This window comes from Bradyrhizobium nivariense (genome assembly GCF_029846695.2).
GTDB lineage: Bacteria > Pseudomonadota > Alphaproteobacteria > Rhizobiales > Xanthobacteraceae > Bradyrhizobium.
This window is the reverse complement of sequence record NZ_JARWCR020000037.1, coordinates 1-14,642: the sequence shown is the minus strand read 5'-3', so window position 1 is coordinate 14,642 and position 14,642 is coordinate 1. Positions and strand designations below refer to the sequence as shown.

The 14,642-nt window shown below is 63.9% G+C and carries 14 protein-coding genes; 11 read left to right on the top strand and 3 right to left on the bottom strand.

The features are described 5' to 3' along the window. The first annotated feature begins 22 nt into the window (after positions 1–22). The 8 genes from mdcA to QCM77_RS26460 are packed head-to-tail and all read left to right on the top strand — an operon-like array spanning position 23 to position 7,077. Complete coding sequence (mdcA, locus tag QCM77_RS26495) at positions 23–1,669, top strand: malonate decarboxylase subunit alpha (protein ID WP_279685544.1); 1,647 nt, start codon at positions 23–25, stop codon at positions 1,667–1,669. 9 nt (positions 1,670–1,678) lie between these two features. Beyond that, positions 1,679–1,996 carry a malonate decarboxylase acyl carrier protein gene (mdcC, locus tag QCM77_RS26490; RefSeq protein ID WP_279685543.1) on the top strand — a complete coding sequence of 106 codons (318 nt, stop codon included), beginning with the start codon at positions 1,679–1,681 and terminating at the stop codon, positions 1,994–1,996. Then, entirely contained in the window at positions 1,993–2,940 is a 948-nt protein-coding gene (locus tag QCM77_RS26485) for a biotin-independent malonate decarboxylase subunit beta (protein WP_279685541.1), read from the top strand. The genes mdcC and QCM77_RS26485 overlap by 4 nt, the downstream gene beginning before the upstream one ends. Next, entirely contained in the window at positions 2,927–3,649 is a 723-nt protein-coding gene (mdcE, locus tag QCM77_RS26480; protein ID WP_279685540.1) for a biotin-independent malonate decarboxylase subunit gamma, read from the top strand. Before QCM77_RS26485 ends, mdcE begins: the two co-directional genes overlap by 14 nt. Continuing rightward, on the top strand, positions 3,624–4,304 hold the full coding sequence (gene mdcG, locus QCM77_RS26475) for a malonate decarboxylase holo-[acyl-carrier-protein] synthase (protein WP_279685539.1): 681 nt from the start codon (positions 3,624–3,626) through the stop codon (positions 4,302–4,304). The genes mdcE and mdcG overlap by 26 nt, the downstream gene beginning before the upstream one ends. Further along, the gene (gene mdcB, locus QCM77_RS26470) at positions 4,301–5,182 is read left to right on the top strand and encodes a triphosphoribosyl-dephospho-CoA synthase MdcB (RefSeq protein WP_279685538.1); all 882 of its coding nucleotides are present in this window, start codon (positions 4,301–4,303) and stop codon (positions 5,180–5,182) included. The genes mdcG and mdcB overlap by 4 nt, the downstream gene beginning before the upstream one ends. Then, positions 5,179–6,129, top strand: coding sequence for an AEC family transporter (locus tag QCM77_RS26465; RefSeq protein WP_279685536.1), 951 nt, complete (start codon positions 5,179–5,181; stop codon positions 6,127–6,129). Before mdcB ends, QCM77_RS26465 begins: the two co-directional genes overlap by 4 nt. A gap of 9 nt (positions 6,130–6,138) precedes the next feature. Further along, a complete protein-coding gene (locus QCM77_RS26460; RefSeq protein ID WP_279685535.1) occupies positions 6,139–7,077 on the top strand; it encodes an acyltransferase domain-containing protein in 939 nt (312 codons plus the stop codon). A 495-nt stretch (positions 7,078–7,572) separates the two neighbouring features. Here QCM77_RS26460 and QCM77_RS26455 read toward each other — a convergent pair whose 3' ends face one another. The 3 genes from QCM77_RS26455 to QCM77_RS26445 form a co-directional block, all read right to left on the bottom strand. After that, a complete protein-coding gene (locus QCM77_RS26455; RefSeq protein WP_279659326.1) occupies positions 7,573–7,950 on the bottom strand; it encodes a response regulator transcription factor in 378 nt (125 codons plus the stop codon). Between the two features lie 102 nt (positions 7,951–8,052). Next, complete coding sequence (locus tag QCM77_RS26450; RefSeq protein ID WP_279659327.1) at positions 8,053–8,724, bottom strand: response regulator transcription factor; 672 nt, start codon at positions 8,722–8,724, stop codon at positions 8,053–8,055. Further along, positions 8,721–10,598: a PAS domain-containing sensor histidine kinase gene (locus tag QCM77_RS26445; protein ID WP_279685534.1), complete on the bottom strand. Its 1,878-nt coding sequence runs from the start codon at positions 10,596–10,598 to the stop codon at positions 8,721–8,723. Before QCM77_RS26445 ends, QCM77_RS26450 begins: the two co-directional genes overlap by 4 nt. A gap of 478 nt (positions 10,599–11,076) precedes the next feature. Here QCM77_RS26445 and QCM77_RS26440 point away from each other — a divergent pair, with 478 nt between their 5' ends. From QCM77_RS26440 to QCM77_RS26430, 3 genes are all read left to right on the top strand, one after another. After that, complete coding sequence (locus QCM77_RS26440; RefSeq protein ID WP_279685533.1) at positions 11,077–11,931, top strand: AraC family transcriptional regulator; 855 nt, start codon at positions 11,077–11,079, stop codon at positions 11,929–11,931. Beyond that, positions 11,928–12,137, top strand: a complete 210-nt coding sequence (locus tag QCM77_RS26435) for a hypothetical protein (protein ID WP_279685531.1) — start codon at positions 11,928–11,930, stop codon at positions 12,135–12,137. Before QCM77_RS26440 ends, QCM77_RS26435 begins: the two co-directional genes overlap by 4 nt. Positions 12,138–13,169: 1,032 nt before the next feature. After that, positions 13,170–13,334, top strand: a complete 165-nt coding sequence (locus QCM77_RS26430) for a DUF2934 domain-containing protein (RefSeq protein ID WP_279685529.1) — start codon at positions 13,170–13,172, stop codon at positions 13,332–13,334. The last annotated feature ends 1,308 nt before the right edge of the window (positions 13,335–14,642 follow it).

Sequence of the window (14,642 nt, the reverse complement as noted above, 5' to 3'; positions counted from 1 at the left end):
GTCTTGCGAAGGAATGACAGTCATGACGAGCTGGCAGAACAATCGCGCGGTGCGTGATGCGCGCATTGCGGCGGGAGCCGGCCTTGCCCGCGGCAAGGTCGTTGAAGCACACGACGTCACGCGCCTGCTGGAGGCCGTGATCCGGCCGGGCGACCGGGTTTGCCTGGAGGGCGATAACCAGAAGCAGGCGGATCTGCTGAGCCGCGCGCTGCTGGCTGTCGATCTCTCCAAGGTCAACGATCTGCACATGGTGCAGTCGGGAGTCGTTCTGCCCGAACATCTGGACCTGTTCGACCGCGGCGTCGCGAAGCGGCTCGATTATGCCTATTCCGGGCCGCAATCGGCGCGCATCGCGCGTATGCTGTTCGGCGGCAAGATCGAGCTGGGCGCGGTCCATACCTATCTTGAGCTGTTCGCCCGCTACTTCATCGACCTCACGCCGCATGTCGCGCTGATCGCCGCTGTCAGCGCCGATCGCGAGGGAAATCTCTACACCGGCCCAAACACCGAGGACACTCCGACCGTGGTCGAGGCGACGGCGTTCAAGGACGGCGTCGTGATCGCCCAGGTCAACGAGATCGTTGAGACCGTTCCGCGGGTGGACATCCCGGCGGACCGTGTCCACTTCATCGTCAAGGCTGACAAGCCGTTCTTCGTCGAGCCGCTGTTCACACGCGATCCGGCCGCGATCACGGAAGGCCAGATCCTGACAGCGATGCTGGCGATCAAGGGTGTCTATGCACCCTATGGCGTGCAACGGCTCAATCACGGCATCGGCTTCAGCACGGCCGCGATCGAGCTCCTGCTGCCGACATTCGGCGAGAGGCTGGGCCTGAAGGGCAGGATCGCGACCCACTTCGCGCTGAACCCGCATCCCGCGCTCATTCCCGCCATCGAGTCCGGCTGGGTGCGGCAGATCCACTCGTTCGGTTCGGAGGTCGGCATGGATGACTACATCCGGGCCAGATCCGATGTCTACTTCACCGGTCCCGACGGCTCGTTGCGCTCCAACCGCGCCCTCTGCCAGACCGCCGGGCTCTATGCCTGCGACATGTTCATCGGCTCTACGCTGCAGATCGATCTGCAGGGAAATTCGTCAACCGTCACCACCTCGCGCATCGCGGGTTTCGGTGGTGCCCCGAATATGGGAGCGGACGCCCGCGGGCGGCGTCATCCGAGCGAGTCCTGGCTGAAGGCCGGAGCGGAGGCCGATCCCGACAGTCCGGCGCCGCTACGCCGCGGCCGCAAGCTGGTGGTGCAGATCGGCGAGACTTTCGGCGACAGGAACGTGCCGCTGTTCGTCGAGAAGCTCGATGCGATCGAGCTCGCCGAGAAGCTGAATCTCGAGCTCGCGCCGGTCATGATCTATGGCGACGACGTCACGCACATCGTCACCGAGGAAGGCGTGGCCAACCTCTTGCTGTGCCGCACAGCGCAGGAGCGCGAGCAGGCGATCCGCGGCGTCGCCGGCTACACCGATGTCGGTCGCAGGCGCGATCGCAACATGGTCGCGCATCTGCGGGAACGCGGCGTGATCCGCCGGGCGGAGGATCTCGGCATCAACCCGCTTGACGCGGATCGCAGCCTGCTGGCGGCGCGCTCGATCAAGGATCTCGTGCGCTGGTCGGGCGGGCTCTATGCGCCGCCATCGAAATTCAGGAACTGGTGAGGACGGGCCATGGAAGATCTCAGCTTTCAACATCGGGTTCGCGGGCGTGCAGGCGGCACCAGGCAGAACGCAATTGTCGGCGTGGTGGCCTCGGGCAATCTGGAAGTGCTGGTGGAGCGCGTTTTGCCGGATGCGGAATGCGTCGTCGATATCAGGACCGCGGCGATGGGCTTCGGCGAGATATGGAGCGCCGTGATCGGCGATTTTGTCGAGCGCTATTCGCCTGGCGGACTGAAGTTCTCGATCAATGATGGTGGTGCGCGTCCCGACACGGTCTCGCTCCGGCTGGCGCAGGCGGTGCGATCGATCGCGGAGAACGGCCAATGATCGCCCCGATCAAGGATATCGTTCAGGCCGAGCGGGCCCGCAACACCAGCTTCAACGAGGCTTCGGCGCGCACGCGGCTGGCGCTATTGCTTGATGGCGGCAGTCTTGTCGAGTTCATCGGCCCGGAAGCGCGCGAGGTCAGTCCGCATCTGAAGACTTTCGATCTTCCCGAGCAATATGATGACGGCATCATCGTCGGCCATGGCCGCCTCGAGGGGGCACCGGTGTTCGTCGCCGCGCAGGAGGGCCGCTTCATGGGCGGTGCCTTTGGCGAGGTGCACGGCGCCAAGCTGACCGGACTGCTCCACGCCGCGCGCCGGATCGGCTCGATCCCCGTCCTGATCCTGTTCGACACCGGCGGCGTCCGGTTGCAGGAGGCAAATGCCGGCGAGCTCGCCATCGCCGAGATCATGCGCGCAATGATCGAGGCACGCGCCGCAGGCGTGAAGGTCATCGGCCTGATCGGCGGTCGCTCCGGCTGCTATGGCGGCGGCGGCCTGATCGCGGGCTGTTGCTCCGCGCTCGCCGTCTCGGAACCCGGGCGCATCGCGGTCTCCGGCCCCGAAGTCATCGAGACCAATCGCGGCGTCGAGGAATTCGATTCCCGAGACCGCGCTTTGGTCTGGCGCACCATGGGCGGCAAGCACCGGAGGCTGCTCGGCGCCGCCGACGTTTTCGCCGACGACACCGTTCAGGATTTCCGCGAGGCTGCGCTCGAGTTGCTCGAACTGCTGGGTCCGGTCGGAACTTTCGGCCTCGACAAGTTGAAGGCGGAGCATGAGCGGCTTGCCGACAGATTGCGCCGTTTCGGCGCCTGCGAGGATGCGGTCGACATCTGGACAGCGGAAGGCGTCGCGCATGCGGCAACGTTGCCGGAATTGCCGGCCGACCAATTCATTGCGCTTGCCAACAGGATCGGGAGGACCAGCCGTGACGCTCGATGACATTCTCGCCTCGCTGTTTCCTGGCGGCCATGAGATCAGGCACGACGATGGCATCATTGCCGGTCCGGCGATGCTGCGCTCTGGTGGCAAGGTACTTGTCATCGGCATCGCGAATCGGACTGCGCTGGGGGTCGACGAAGCGATCAGGCTTTCCGGGCATTTGCTGGATTCGATCGACAAGGGAAGCGGACCGATTCTGGTCCTCGTCGACAGCGACAGCCAGCGCATGAGCAAGCGTGACGAACTGCTCGGGCTGAACGAGTTCCTCGCGCATCTGGCGAAGGTGCTGATCCACGCGGACATGCACGGCCGCCCGACGATCGGTCTTCTCTACGGCCACTCGGCTGCGGGGGCCCTGCTTGCAACGGGCCTTGCAACCCGTGTGCTGGTCGGATTGCCCGGCGCCGAACCCGCGGTGATGGACCTGCCGTCGATGGCGAAGGTCACCAAATTGTCGATGGCAGCTCTGGAGGAGAAGGCGAAGTCGACGCCCGTCTTCGCCCCGGGTCTGTCCAATCTCGAGCAGATGGGCGCCGTTCACATGACATGGAGCGATGCTTTCTCGCTCGCCGAGCAACTGGAGGCGCTGCTCGGCGACATGCCGGCTGTGCAGGATCGACGGGGTGCGCTTGGCAAGGAGCGCGGTGGCCGGCTGAAGGCCGCCGATATCGCGGAGCGCGTTCGTGACCTCGCCCTGCAAATCCGCTGAACGGCCACCCCGTCGTCACGACCTCGTCTTCGTCAGCCCCGCAGGCTGGCGCGCGATGCTGGATGCGCGCGGCGATCTTGCGACCGATTCCCTTGTCGCGCGCTGGCCTCAAATGAGATGGCCGACGATCAGGCGGCGCGCTTTGCCATACGAGGCGACCGGCCTCGCGTTGGGCCTGCCCTTGCCGCCTTCGGCCGGCAAGAAGCGGATCTCCTTTCTGGTTGATATCGACCACGTCGCCTCGGTTATAAGGCCGCCGTCGCTGCAACAGGCGCGGGCTTACGCGCCGCACAACTGGTGGCCAGCGCTCGACCGGCTCGACGCGTTGGCGCTTCGCCATGCGGTGGACGTGCGTGTCTTCGGCAGCCTGGCCTGGCAGTCGCTGACCGGGCTCGACTATGTGACCGACCATTCCGATCTCGATGTCCTGTTCGAGTTTCGCCGCGAAACCGACGTCGATCGTTTCGTCGCCGGCGTCGCCGCAATCGAGACCGGCGCGCCGATGCGGCTCGACGGCGAGCTGATGGGGGCCGACGGCGCCGCGGTCAACTGGCGCGAATTCCACGGTGGCGCAAGCGAGCTTCTGGTCAAGAGCATCGAGCGTGTCGTCCTGCTCGGCAGGCATCAATTCATTTTGGGAGCGATGGGATCATGATCACCACGGCCGCAAGAGGCGTGGAACGGCCATCCCTGCGCCGGGCGCAGACGGCGCCCGATGTCTCTGCCATCGGCGCCGTCGCCGCCGATTGCCTCGTCAAGGAGCTCGAAACCTGGCCGAAGCCGGGCCTGGTGAGCCATGTCGACAATGGCAGTCACGACGACATGGATGCGCGCACGTTTCGTCGCAGTGCTGCGGCCATCAGGCCCTATCTGCAACGGCTGGCCGACGCAGGCGCGCTTGGCTGCGGCATGGGACGGCTGCGGATCATCGGCCTCGAGGCGGAGCGCGCCATGTTCGCTGCGACGTCGGGGACCAACACGCATCGTGGCGCGATCTTCGGGCTCGGCCTGCTGTGCGCAGCGGCCGGCGCAAAAGCCGGCGGGTTGGTCGATCCCGTGCTTCCGCTCGGCGATGTCGTGGCGCGCCTGTGGGGCGACAGCATCCTCGACGGTCCGGTGTTGCTGCATAGCCATGGCAGCGTGGCCCGCCGCCGTTTTCGCGCGGGCGGTGCGCGTATCGAGGCCGCGAGGGGATTTCCCAGCGTCTACGGAATCGGCTTGCCGGCCTTGCGCAGGGCCGTGCCTGGCCTGCCGGAGAATATGGAAGCCGCCCGGGTCGAGGCGTGCTTTGCCCTGATCGCATCCGTCGAAGACACCAACCTGCTGCATCGCGGCGGGCTCGACGGCCTGTGCTTTGCGCATGTCGCGGCGCGGAGCTTCATCGATGCCGGCGGCGTCCGCGCGCCCGGCTGGCGTCCGCGCGCGCAATCGATCCACGAAAGCTTCGTCGTCCGTCGTCTCAGCCCGGGTGGATCGGCTGACCTGCTCGCCATGACGCTGTTCGTCGACGCCCATGAGAGGCTGAGCCCATGACGTCGAACGTCATCCTGATGGCGCTGGTGCCGGTCTTCTTCGTTCTGCTGTTGGGATACGCAGCCGGCAGGTTTCATGTCGTCGACAATCTCCATGTCGATGCTCTCAATGCGCTCGTGATGGATTTTGCGTTGCCGGCCTCGCTGTTTGCCGCGACCGCCTCGGCGTCGCGCCGCGAGATGATCGAGCAGGTCCCGCTGTTCCTGGTGCTCGGTGTGACGATGCTGCTGCTCTATCTCGCCTGGTATCTTGCTGCACGCAGGTTCTCTAAGGTCTCCCGGTCGGAGGCGTCGTTACAGGCATTGACGATCGGCTTTCCGAATCTGGCCGGCGTGGGCCTTCCGATCATGACGTCAGTGGTGGGGCCAACCGGCACCGTCCCGGTTGCTGTCGCGTTGGCGGCGGGCTCGATCCTCATCAGTCCGCTGACCCTGATCATGGCGGAAATGGGCGCTGCCAAGGCGCGTGGCGAGGAAATGGCGGCACGGCAGGTCCTGACGGCGATCCGGCGTGCGATCACCAAGCCGGTGGTGCTCGCGCCCGCGCTTGGCATCCTGTTCTCGTTGTCGGATGTGAGCCTCGACGCGCTGGCCCATGCGAGCCTCGCGCTGATTGGAAGTTCGGCTGCCGGCGTCGCCCTGTTCCTCACCGGCGCCATTCTGTCGGCGCAGTCGTTTCGGCTGGACTGGAAGATCGTCGCTGCAACCGTGGCCTCGGACATCGTCCGCCCGCTGCTGGCTGTTGCGGTCATTCGCGTCATTCCGGTCGCGCCCGATGCGGCGAAGACGGCCATTCTGCTCGCCGCTATACCCTCCGGCTTCTTCGGAATTTTGTTCGCGGTCAACTACCGGCTGGATTCCGCAAGGGCGGGATCCATGGTCATTGCGAGTACGGCATTCAGTGTCGTGACCCTGGCGATTGCGATCGCAATGCTCTTTCCCCATTAGGCCGCGACCATGACGCTTGCGATCCTGTGCTCGGGACAAGGCGGCCAGCATCGGGACATGTTCGCTCTCACGGGCGACGCGCCGGAAGCCGCGCAGCTGTTTGCGCATGCGACGACATTGTTCGGTGGCAGGGATCCGCGCGATTTCGTCCGCGTCGAACCTGATGAGGCCCTGCACCGCAACCGTGCCGGCCAGATTCTCTGTACCTTGCAGCCGCTCGCTGCGGCGTGTGCGCTCGCAGATGTCATTCCGCGCAGCGTCATCATCGCCGGCTACAGTGTCGGCGAGGTCGCGGCCTGGGGTGTCGGCGGCTTGTTCGATGCGACCGCCACGCTCGATCTCGTGGCGCGCCGCGCGGAGGCCATGGATGCGGCCACGCGCGCCGGCGACGGGCTGATTTTTGTCCGCGGTCCTTCCCGGGACGAGGTCGGTCGCCTTTGCGAACGTCACGGCGCGGCGATCGCCATCGTCAACCCCGGCGATGCCTTTGTCATCGGCGGCGGCCGTGAGGCGCTCAGCGGGATTGCCGAAGACGCGCGGGCGATGCACGCCGCAAGGATCGTCACGCTGCCGATTGAGGTTGCTTCCCACACCAAACGGCTTGCCGCGGCGTCTGCCGTGTTTCGTGAGACCTTGCGCCAGGCATCGGCGATATTCCCGCCGAAAGCCGGTGTGCGTATTCTAAGCGGGATAGATGCCGCTCCGGTCGTCTCGGCCGAGACCGGCCTCGACAAGCTTGCCGCGCAGATCTCGCACGCCGTGCAATGGGCAGATTGTCTGCAGGCCTGTGTCGAAGCGGGCGCAACGGGGTTTCTCGAACTCGGGCCGGGGCACGCGCTGAGCGGAATGGCTGCGGAAATCGCCCCCCGACTCCCGGCGCGCTCGCTGGATGATTTCAGGAGTCTTCAGGGTGTCCGCGCCTGGATTGCGCGTCACCTCGGCGCCTAGCGCCGGCTGGTCCGAACAGAGGCTGCCGTCGATCACGCCGCACTGTCAGAAAAAAGGGGGCCGTCCGCGGGGGAGGACGGCCCCTAGATGCTCGTATGCCCAGGGAGGAGAGAGGCTCGAGCGGTGACTTGGGGGGTCTCGGTCACCTAACACGCACAGCATCGCCGATCGCGTAACCAAAGTATTTCACGAACCCCTTCTGTTTCTCATTTCGCATGGTTCGCGAGAAATCCGCGGGCAGCACGTGAGCCACGGTCTTCGATGTCGAAGCCGGATCAACTGCGCGCCGGCCGCTTGCATATCGGTGAGCATTGCTCGTCCCGTCTCTTGGATTCTGCTGCCGTCGTGACGGCGGCAGAATGCAAATGGTCCATGCTCGAACGATAGGTGCGATCTCACCCCAAGGCTCGTTAAGGATGCTTAACCGGTACTAGATTCTGCAGATGCGAGGGGTTCCGGTCGCACGTCCGGTTGGGATGAGGGCCGTCTTGCGGACTACGGCGCGTGGCCTGAAAGCGCCCTTTCGAGCCAGCGAATGATCTCGTCACCGCTGGAGGGCTTTCCGAGATAGCACTGCGCGCCTGCGGCCATCACGCGCTGGCGCACGGTTTCGCTTGGAAACGCCGTCATGAAGATGATCGGGAAATGGCGGCCGGAGGCAATCAGCCGGGCCTGCAGCTCGTCACCGGTGATGACGGGCATCTGGACGTCGGCGATCATGCATGCCGGATCGTCTCCCGGCGCCCGCAGCAGAAAATCCAGGCCGGATTCGTAGGCCTGGGCCTCGTAGCCGACCGAACGCACGAGGCTCGCAAGCGAGGTGCGAACGCCTTCGTCGTCGTCCACGATCGCAATCACCGGGGTTTTGGCCATGAGCGCACAATCCTGACCGCGGTGTTCCGCAAGGAGGATATCTCCCTTTGCACGGCCGATGACGCCTTATATGCACCCGGTGCCGTCCCGCCGGAATTATACTCAGGTGTGGTCCGTAGTCCTTCGGGGCTGGGAAACCCCGAGCGCCTCGGCCTTGCGGACAAGGTCGGCCAGCGACCGGACCTCCATCTTGCGCATGACGTTGCCGCGGTGGATCTTGACCGTGATCTCGCTGAGGCCGATCAGGGCCGCGACCTGCTTGTTCATCAGGCCGGCGGTGACATGGCCCATCACCTCGCGCTCGCGCGCCGTCAGAGTCTCGTATTGGGCGCGGATATCCTCCTTGGTCGCGGCTTCGGCACGGTCCTGCGCGTCGCGCTCGAGTGCCGCCGTGACCGCATCGAGCATGTCCTGGTCGCGAAACGGCTTGGCGAGGAAATCGACCGCGCCGGCCTTCATGGCACGCACCGACATCGGAATGTCGCCATGGCCGGTCATGAAGATGATGGGATGTCTGATGCCCTGCCGGATGAGCTGGCCCTGCAAATCGAGCCCGCTCACTCCGGGAAGGCGGACGTCCAGCACGATGCAGCCTGGGCGGTCCGGCAGTGCGCCGCCGAGCAGTTCGGCGGGCGAGGCGAACAGACGCGTCTCGAGGCCGACGGATCGGAACAGGCTGTCGAGCGAGGCGCGGATCCCGGCGTCGTCATCAACGATGATGACAACCGAGTTGAGGGATTGGGCAGGCGGCTGCATTTGGTCTGGTCGTGTCATGGTCTGGGATGTTCTTCGGCGTATGGCAGTGTCAGGCGGAATGTCGCCCCCGCGCCGGGCGTGCTCTCGACCGACAACTGGCCGCCGTGAGCTTCCACCGTCGTCCGGCAGATCGCAAGTCCCATGCCCATTCCCCCGGGTTTCGTCGTGAAGAACGGATCAAACAGGCGCGGTATGTCGTCAGGCCGGATGCCGGGGCCGCTGTCCTTTACCGTGATGGCGAGACGCTCGCCGTCGACGGCGCTGGCGCGCAGCTTGACGGTGCGGGAACCGGGCTGATCCGACATGGCCTGGCCGGCATTGACCAGCAGATTGACGAGCACTTGCTGAAGCTGGATCCGGTCGCCGCGAATTGGCCGCAGGCCATGCTCGGTCTCGAAGGTGAGGACGACGTCGTCCTTGGCGAGCTCCCGCGCGACCAGAAGGGCCGCTTCCTCGATGATCTCGGCGATATCGATACTGTCCTGCTGGGCGGGCGCCTTCTTCAGGAAGGTCCGGATGCGAGCCACGGTCTCGCTGGCGCGGCGGCCCGCCGCGACGACCTGGACAATCGCGGCCGCGACCTCGTCCAGATTGGGCACCTCGCGCCGCAGCCAGCGCAGGCCGGCCTCGCCGCTGGTGACGATCGCCGCCAGCGGCTGGTTGACCTCGTGGGCAATGGAGGCGGTGAGCTCGCCGAGGGTGGCGACGCGCGCGGCATGGGCCAGCTCCGCCTGCGCCGCGAGCAGTGCATCCTGCGCCTGCTTGCGCTCGGTGATGTCGACGACAAAAGCGAGCACGTTGCGATCGCCGTCGGGTCCGGAGGGGAAAGTGATCGTGAACAGCACGGGAACCTTGCGTCCGTCGAGCCTGACGAGCTCGGTCTCACCCTCGTAGAACGGCTCGCTTTCAGCAAAGGCGATCAATGCGCCGAGGAAACTCCGGTCGTTCTCGCCGAGAAGCAGGTCGACATTCTCGATAAAGGCCGAGGCGCCGTTTGCACCTGCCATCTTTTGCAGGGCCGGATTGACGTCGGTGATTTTGGCGAGCCGGCGGGCATTCCGGACGAAATCGGGATGTTGCGCCAGATGGTCGCGCAGGCCGACTCCCGCGGTGTCCAGCGATTGCAGCGCGATTCGGACTTCTCTCCAGTCCTCTTCGACCACGCCGATCCGGCTGGCGTCGAACATCCGGCGGTATCGCCGCTCGCTCTGCACCAATGCGCTGTGCGCAGCCACGCGGTCGGTGACGTCGGTATGCGTCTCGAGAACCCCGACGGGCTTGCCGAGACGGTCGTGCTGCAAGGCCCATCGGGCATCGACGGTGAGCACGGCGCCGTCTTTGGTCCGCTGCAGCACGCAGCCTTCCCATCGGCCGGTGTCGAACAGGCCGGCTTCGATGATTTCGCGCCGGTCGGGATAGGTGGTTTGCAGAAGCTTGTCGGCGAGCTGTCCGACCGCCTCGTCGGTCGACCAGCCATAGGCCTGCTCGGCGGTCTTGTTCCAGAAGGTGATCACGCCGCCGCGATCCCTGACGAAGATCATGTCATGCGAGAGGTTGAGCAGGCGCGCCTGGGCCGCGAGGCGCTTCGTCGCCGCGTGATTCTGCAGCGCCAGCAGGGTCGTGATCCCGATCGCCGCGAGGCTCATCAGCATGCGCACGGCGGGCGAGGCGATGCTCTCCAGATCGTGCGACAGCACATAGGCGATAATCGTCAGGACGACGCAGCCGGCCGCGGCGACGATGGTGTCGTCGCGCCGGTTGGTCTTCGCCGCGAGCAGGATCGCCACGACATAGAGAACGGCGACCGCGCCCTCGAGCGGCGTCAGCACGTCAACCAGGAAGACCGCGACGGCGAGGATGGCGGAGCAGAACCGCAAGCCGACGCGGCTCATGGATGAACCCGTGGGTCGATCATGAGTCGTCATCGTCACTGGCAGTCGCTCTTCTCATACCAGCGGCGTTGATGCCGCGATTTGATCGCGTTCACAACATCCCGCGGCGTGATTTTCGTGCTCTCGTGGAAGACCTGCGCGCCACGCAATCCGGCGAAAGTGCCGGCAGACGGCATTCCCGGGAGAAACCGGCCGGCTCGTGTGGTTCCATCGGCGAATCTGTGCAAAGCGCGTCAACTTACCGCAGGCACCGCACGCCGCGATTCGCGTCCGCGATGCCGGTGAGCGCAGCACCGTCGCGCTTACCCGGCGAACATGCCGCGATCATACCTAGGTATGACACGGTTAACCCGAGAACCTATCGATGCACCCGCGCGTAGAATGGATCGCGCGGACCGCCGAACTACTCTGCTCCGATGACATTCGGACAAGCCGGTCAGGCGATGCCGGATCGAAAACGGGACAAGGAGATTCGACGATGTCGCTGCAGATGTCACGCTCACAGACAATCAAGGATCATGACGTTCGCGCGATCGATATCTCGGAAATCGATCGCGATCGGCTCGGGCTGTCGAAACTTCCTGACCGCTTCGGCGAAGACGGAACGATGTTATCCTTCGTCCATCTGGACGTCGCCCTGGCAGTCGAGACGCGTGCGGCAGACGTCGAGCGATCTGCCGCTCGCGGACCAGGCTTCAGGGTCTCCGCAAAACTCCTTGCGGGATCGCCTGCCGACAGCGAGCGGGCGTTTACAGCAGGAGAATTCACCGATCCGGTCATGCGGCGCCTGTCGGATGCGCTCGCGGCGACAGAAGCCGCGCACGATGTCCATTCGGGGATCATGGCCGACGCCCTGCGGCTTGCGATCCTCACCCGGACGTTCAGTCGGCAAGCGTCCGGCGCACCCGCCGCACTCGACCCGGCCGATGGCGTTCACGAGGAAGGGGCCTGCCGGACCGTGCGGTCGCTGCAGACCTGGCGCCTCAAGCGCGTTCTGGAATATGTCGACAAGAATCTGGCCGCCAAGATCACGCTTCAGGACATGGCCGCGGTCGCCGGCCTGAGCCGGATGCATTTCGCCGCACAGTTCCGCGCAGCCGTCGGTGACCGGCCTCACGAATATCTGCTGAGGCGCCGCATCGAGCGCGCCCAGGAGCTGCTCAAGCAGGCCGAAGTCACTCTGGTCGATATCGCCTTGACCGTGGGCTTCCAGACCCAGGCGCATTTCACCACGGTGTTCAAGCGCTTTGTCGGCGATACGCCGTATCAATGGCGGAGCGCCTATCTCGCGCAATTCATGCCGCTGCCGCGCGCAAAGGCAGGCCCGTCATGAGCAATTTCGGCATTCACACCCTGTTGCTGTTGCTACTCGGCATTCACCCGGCGCTGACGCACCATGAATTCATGGGAATGATCGAGATTGTCCGCGCTCTCGGCAATTCGTATCGCCTGGCCGCACTGGAGCCAGGGAGCGGTTTTCTCTACGGACGTTTCGCCTTCAATTTCTGCCGGGTCGTTGTGTCGTGTGTCGCGCGGTAGGCGGCACTTCGGTGGCACCCGGGCGTCGAGTATCCACGGCAGCGATTGTCTGAATTCAGCTGCGGCGAGTGAACCTCGCCCATCTCCCACTGCGCATCCAAACATCCGCTGGGCCTCGTATGACAGCCATCGTCGTTGCATCGCTCTGCCTTTCCGCGCTGCCCTGTCTAGGGCAAAAAAGCGGTCTGGCGGAGGATCAAGGCGCCGCCGCTAACACGCCGTGCAATGAGCGCAATGGTCGTGCGTAGTGGGTCTAGCCATGTAGCGGTCTCCCGCTACCATTTCCCCGAGCTTCGCATGTCCGTCCTTCACCAAATGGTGCGTGTCCTGATCTTGGCGGATTGGGGATGCGCGGTCGTGCTCGTAGCGATGGCAGTTCGCTTGGCATTTCTGAGAGCAGGCGAATTGCCGGAATGGCGCGGCCTTCAGTGCGCTTGAGCTGCAGCCGCCAGGTGCTCCCAAAACTCCGCCTCTGCGAGCAGCTTCCAACTTCTGTCAGGATTGCGCTCGGCAGTCTGCCGACAAAGCGATGCCATCGCGCGAAAGCGACGTGCTGTTTCCATGTCCGACCTCCCTGTTTTCCCCAAGCTTATTTTTTATTATTGCGATAGAGTCATCATGATTATGGGCCAGAATTAATTTTTGTCATTTTTGGAAAGTCACAGGTCATCTGTGGGAACCGCTTTCGTTTGCCTTCGCATCGGCTTCGAACGCTATTTGGATTTACAGACGGCTTGCTGCACCTCGCGCAGTTCCGGGGAGCAAGGAAGAATCCACCACTGGGTCTAGGCGTATCTAAGAAGCGTCGCCCATCAGCAACACAGTACCTGCCGAACCGCGCGAGCAAGCATCCAGCGTTCCGAACCGACTGACCACCGCGAATAGATTCAAATCGGTCCGTTGCCGAGCACCTGAAACGAACTTGCGATCGGCCCGGCGGAAATGCCGGGCTAATGCGTTCAATGGAACAACGAACAAACCGAAACGTGGATTGTGGCCAGCCTCAGGTTGGTCTCATCGGGAGTAACGCACATGGCAGGTCCTCCAACCCCAAAGGACATTGAGCGCCGGGCATATCACCTGTGGGAGCAGGCAGGCATGCCTAACGGGCGTGATCGAGAGTTCTATCTGGAAGCGGAACGACAGCTTGGGGAAGAGTTGATTCGCCACGAACTCAAAATGCCGGATACGCTGTAGAATACAGCAAGAAAAGCCCGGCGCGCCATTCATGGAGTTGCGATCAATCCGCTATCCGTCGCCACTATCCAACGGTTGCCCCAACGCACGATAGAGTCGATGCGCCCAATGCCGGGGACTGTGTCGCCGCGCATTGCCATCCGAACCCCATCCGGCCCACCGAGAACCGCCGTCCCGCCTCGAACATCAAGCACGGTCCAACCCTCAATCGTTGTCGGTCTTGTGTCTGGCGCGGGCGCAAGAGGTGCTCTGGGCTCTATCGAGCCGGTCACAGTCACATCTGCTTGGAGAGCCGGAGAGGTCGTGCTTGAAGAGTCCGTTGAGTGAGCCCCATCCGACCATCTGGCCAGAGGCTTGGCGGAAGTGCTCGTTCGACCTGCGGAGACCTGATTTACAGTGGACGGTGTTTGCAAAAGTGACGTGGATTCCGTCCTTCGGGCGCCTTCGGTCTTGACCGACTTTGTTTGGGCAACTTGGCGCAAAGGCATTTCTGGTTGAGTGATAGCATTGAGGACCGAGCTAGTTGCAGCACCGTGCCAACTTAGCCCGCCAGCCCCTCCTAATCCAAAGCCCGCAACCAGTGCGCCTGCGACCAGCCAGGTAGTCCGCTTTCGATAACCGTCCGGCTTCAATAACGCCAGAACCTCATCTCGACTGGGATTTGAGAAATCCCAGGGGTCCAACATCGCAGGCTGCGTTCGGCCTTCGCTGGCGCCTTCAGCAATCGTCGCCCCGAGCTTTTCCAAGGTACTCGCCTGGTGCAATCGCATGATCGGATTCCTGGTGGCTCCGCAATGATCCTGCTCGGAACTAAACCAACCCTTAACGGCTGATCGGCCGCAGCAGGAATAATGACTACAGGAATCGTGGAGAGGATGATCGTACCGGTGGTCATCCGGGCAGAGGTTGAATTGCTGGTCGGCATCCTGAGGTCCTCCCCGGGCGGCGCCGGAGGGGTTTGTGCCCGTTAAAACCGCAGCGGCGCCGGCCGGCGTGTCGCGCGCTTGGGTTCCTGAGATGATCCGAGCGGCGTGTCCTCTCGCGCATTTCAGCTTACATGGGGACGTCAATTGCCGCGCATCTGTGTCGACGAGCCTGGATTTGTACGGGGTACGCCAGTATGGGCCGGGCCGGTGCTCACGAAGCTGGGGCATGAAAGCAACAGTCCGCAACACGTTGCACTAGGGTCTGTTGAGATTCACTTGGAATGGATGACAGCGGTGGCGAGGTAGATCATCGCTGCGAAGCTGCCGTCTGTCTTGTCACATCGCATCGCTATGCGTTTGAATTCCTTCAGCTTGCCGAAGA

Coding starts and splice junctions, on each gene's coding strand:
- mdcA (WP_279685544.1), top strand. CDS start 23: ATGACGAGCTGGCAGAACAATCGCGCGGTGCGTGATGCGCGCATTGCG.
- mdcC (WP_279685543.1), top strand. CDS start 1,679: ATGGAAGATCTCAGCTTTCAACATCGGGTTCGCGGGCGTGCAGGCGGC.
- QCM77_RS26485 (WP_279685541.1), top strand. CDS start 1,993: ATGATCGCCCCGATCAAGGATATCGTTCAGGCCGAGCGGGCCCGCAAC.
- mdcB (WP_279685538.1), top strand. CDS start 4,301: ATGATCACCACGGCCGCAAGAGGCGTGGAACGGCCATCCCTGCGCCGG.
- QCM77_RS26465 (WP_279685536.1), top strand. CDS start 5,179: ATGACGTCGAACGTCATCCTGATGGCGCTGGTGCCGGTCTTCTTCGTT.
- QCM77_RS26460 (WP_279685535.1), top strand. CDS start 6,139: ATGACGCTTGCGATCCTGTGCTCGGGACAAGGCGGCCAGCATCGGGAC.
- QCM77_RS26455 (WP_279659326.1), bottom strand. CDS start 7,950: ATGGCCAAAACCCCGGTGATTGCGATCGTGGACGACGACGAAGGCGTT.
- QCM77_RS26450 (WP_279659327.1), bottom strand. CDS start 8,724: ATGACACGACCAGACCAAATGCAGCCGCCTGCCCAATCCCTCAACTCG.
- QCM77_RS26445 (WP_279685534.1), bottom strand. CDS start 10,598: ATGAGCCGCGTCGGCTTGCGGTTCTGCTCCGCCATCCTCGCCGTCGCG.
- QCM77_RS26440 (WP_279685533.1), top strand. CDS start 11,077: ATGTCGCTGCAGATGTCACGCTCACAGACAATCAAGGATCATGACGTT.
- QCM77_RS26435 (WP_279685531.1), top strand. CDS start 11,928: ATGAGCAATTTCGGCATTCACACCCTGTTGCTGTTGCTACTCGGCATT.
- QCM77_RS26430 (WP_279685529.1), top strand. CDS start 13,170: ATGGCAGGTCCTCCAACCCCAAAGGACATTGAGCGCCGGGCATATCAC.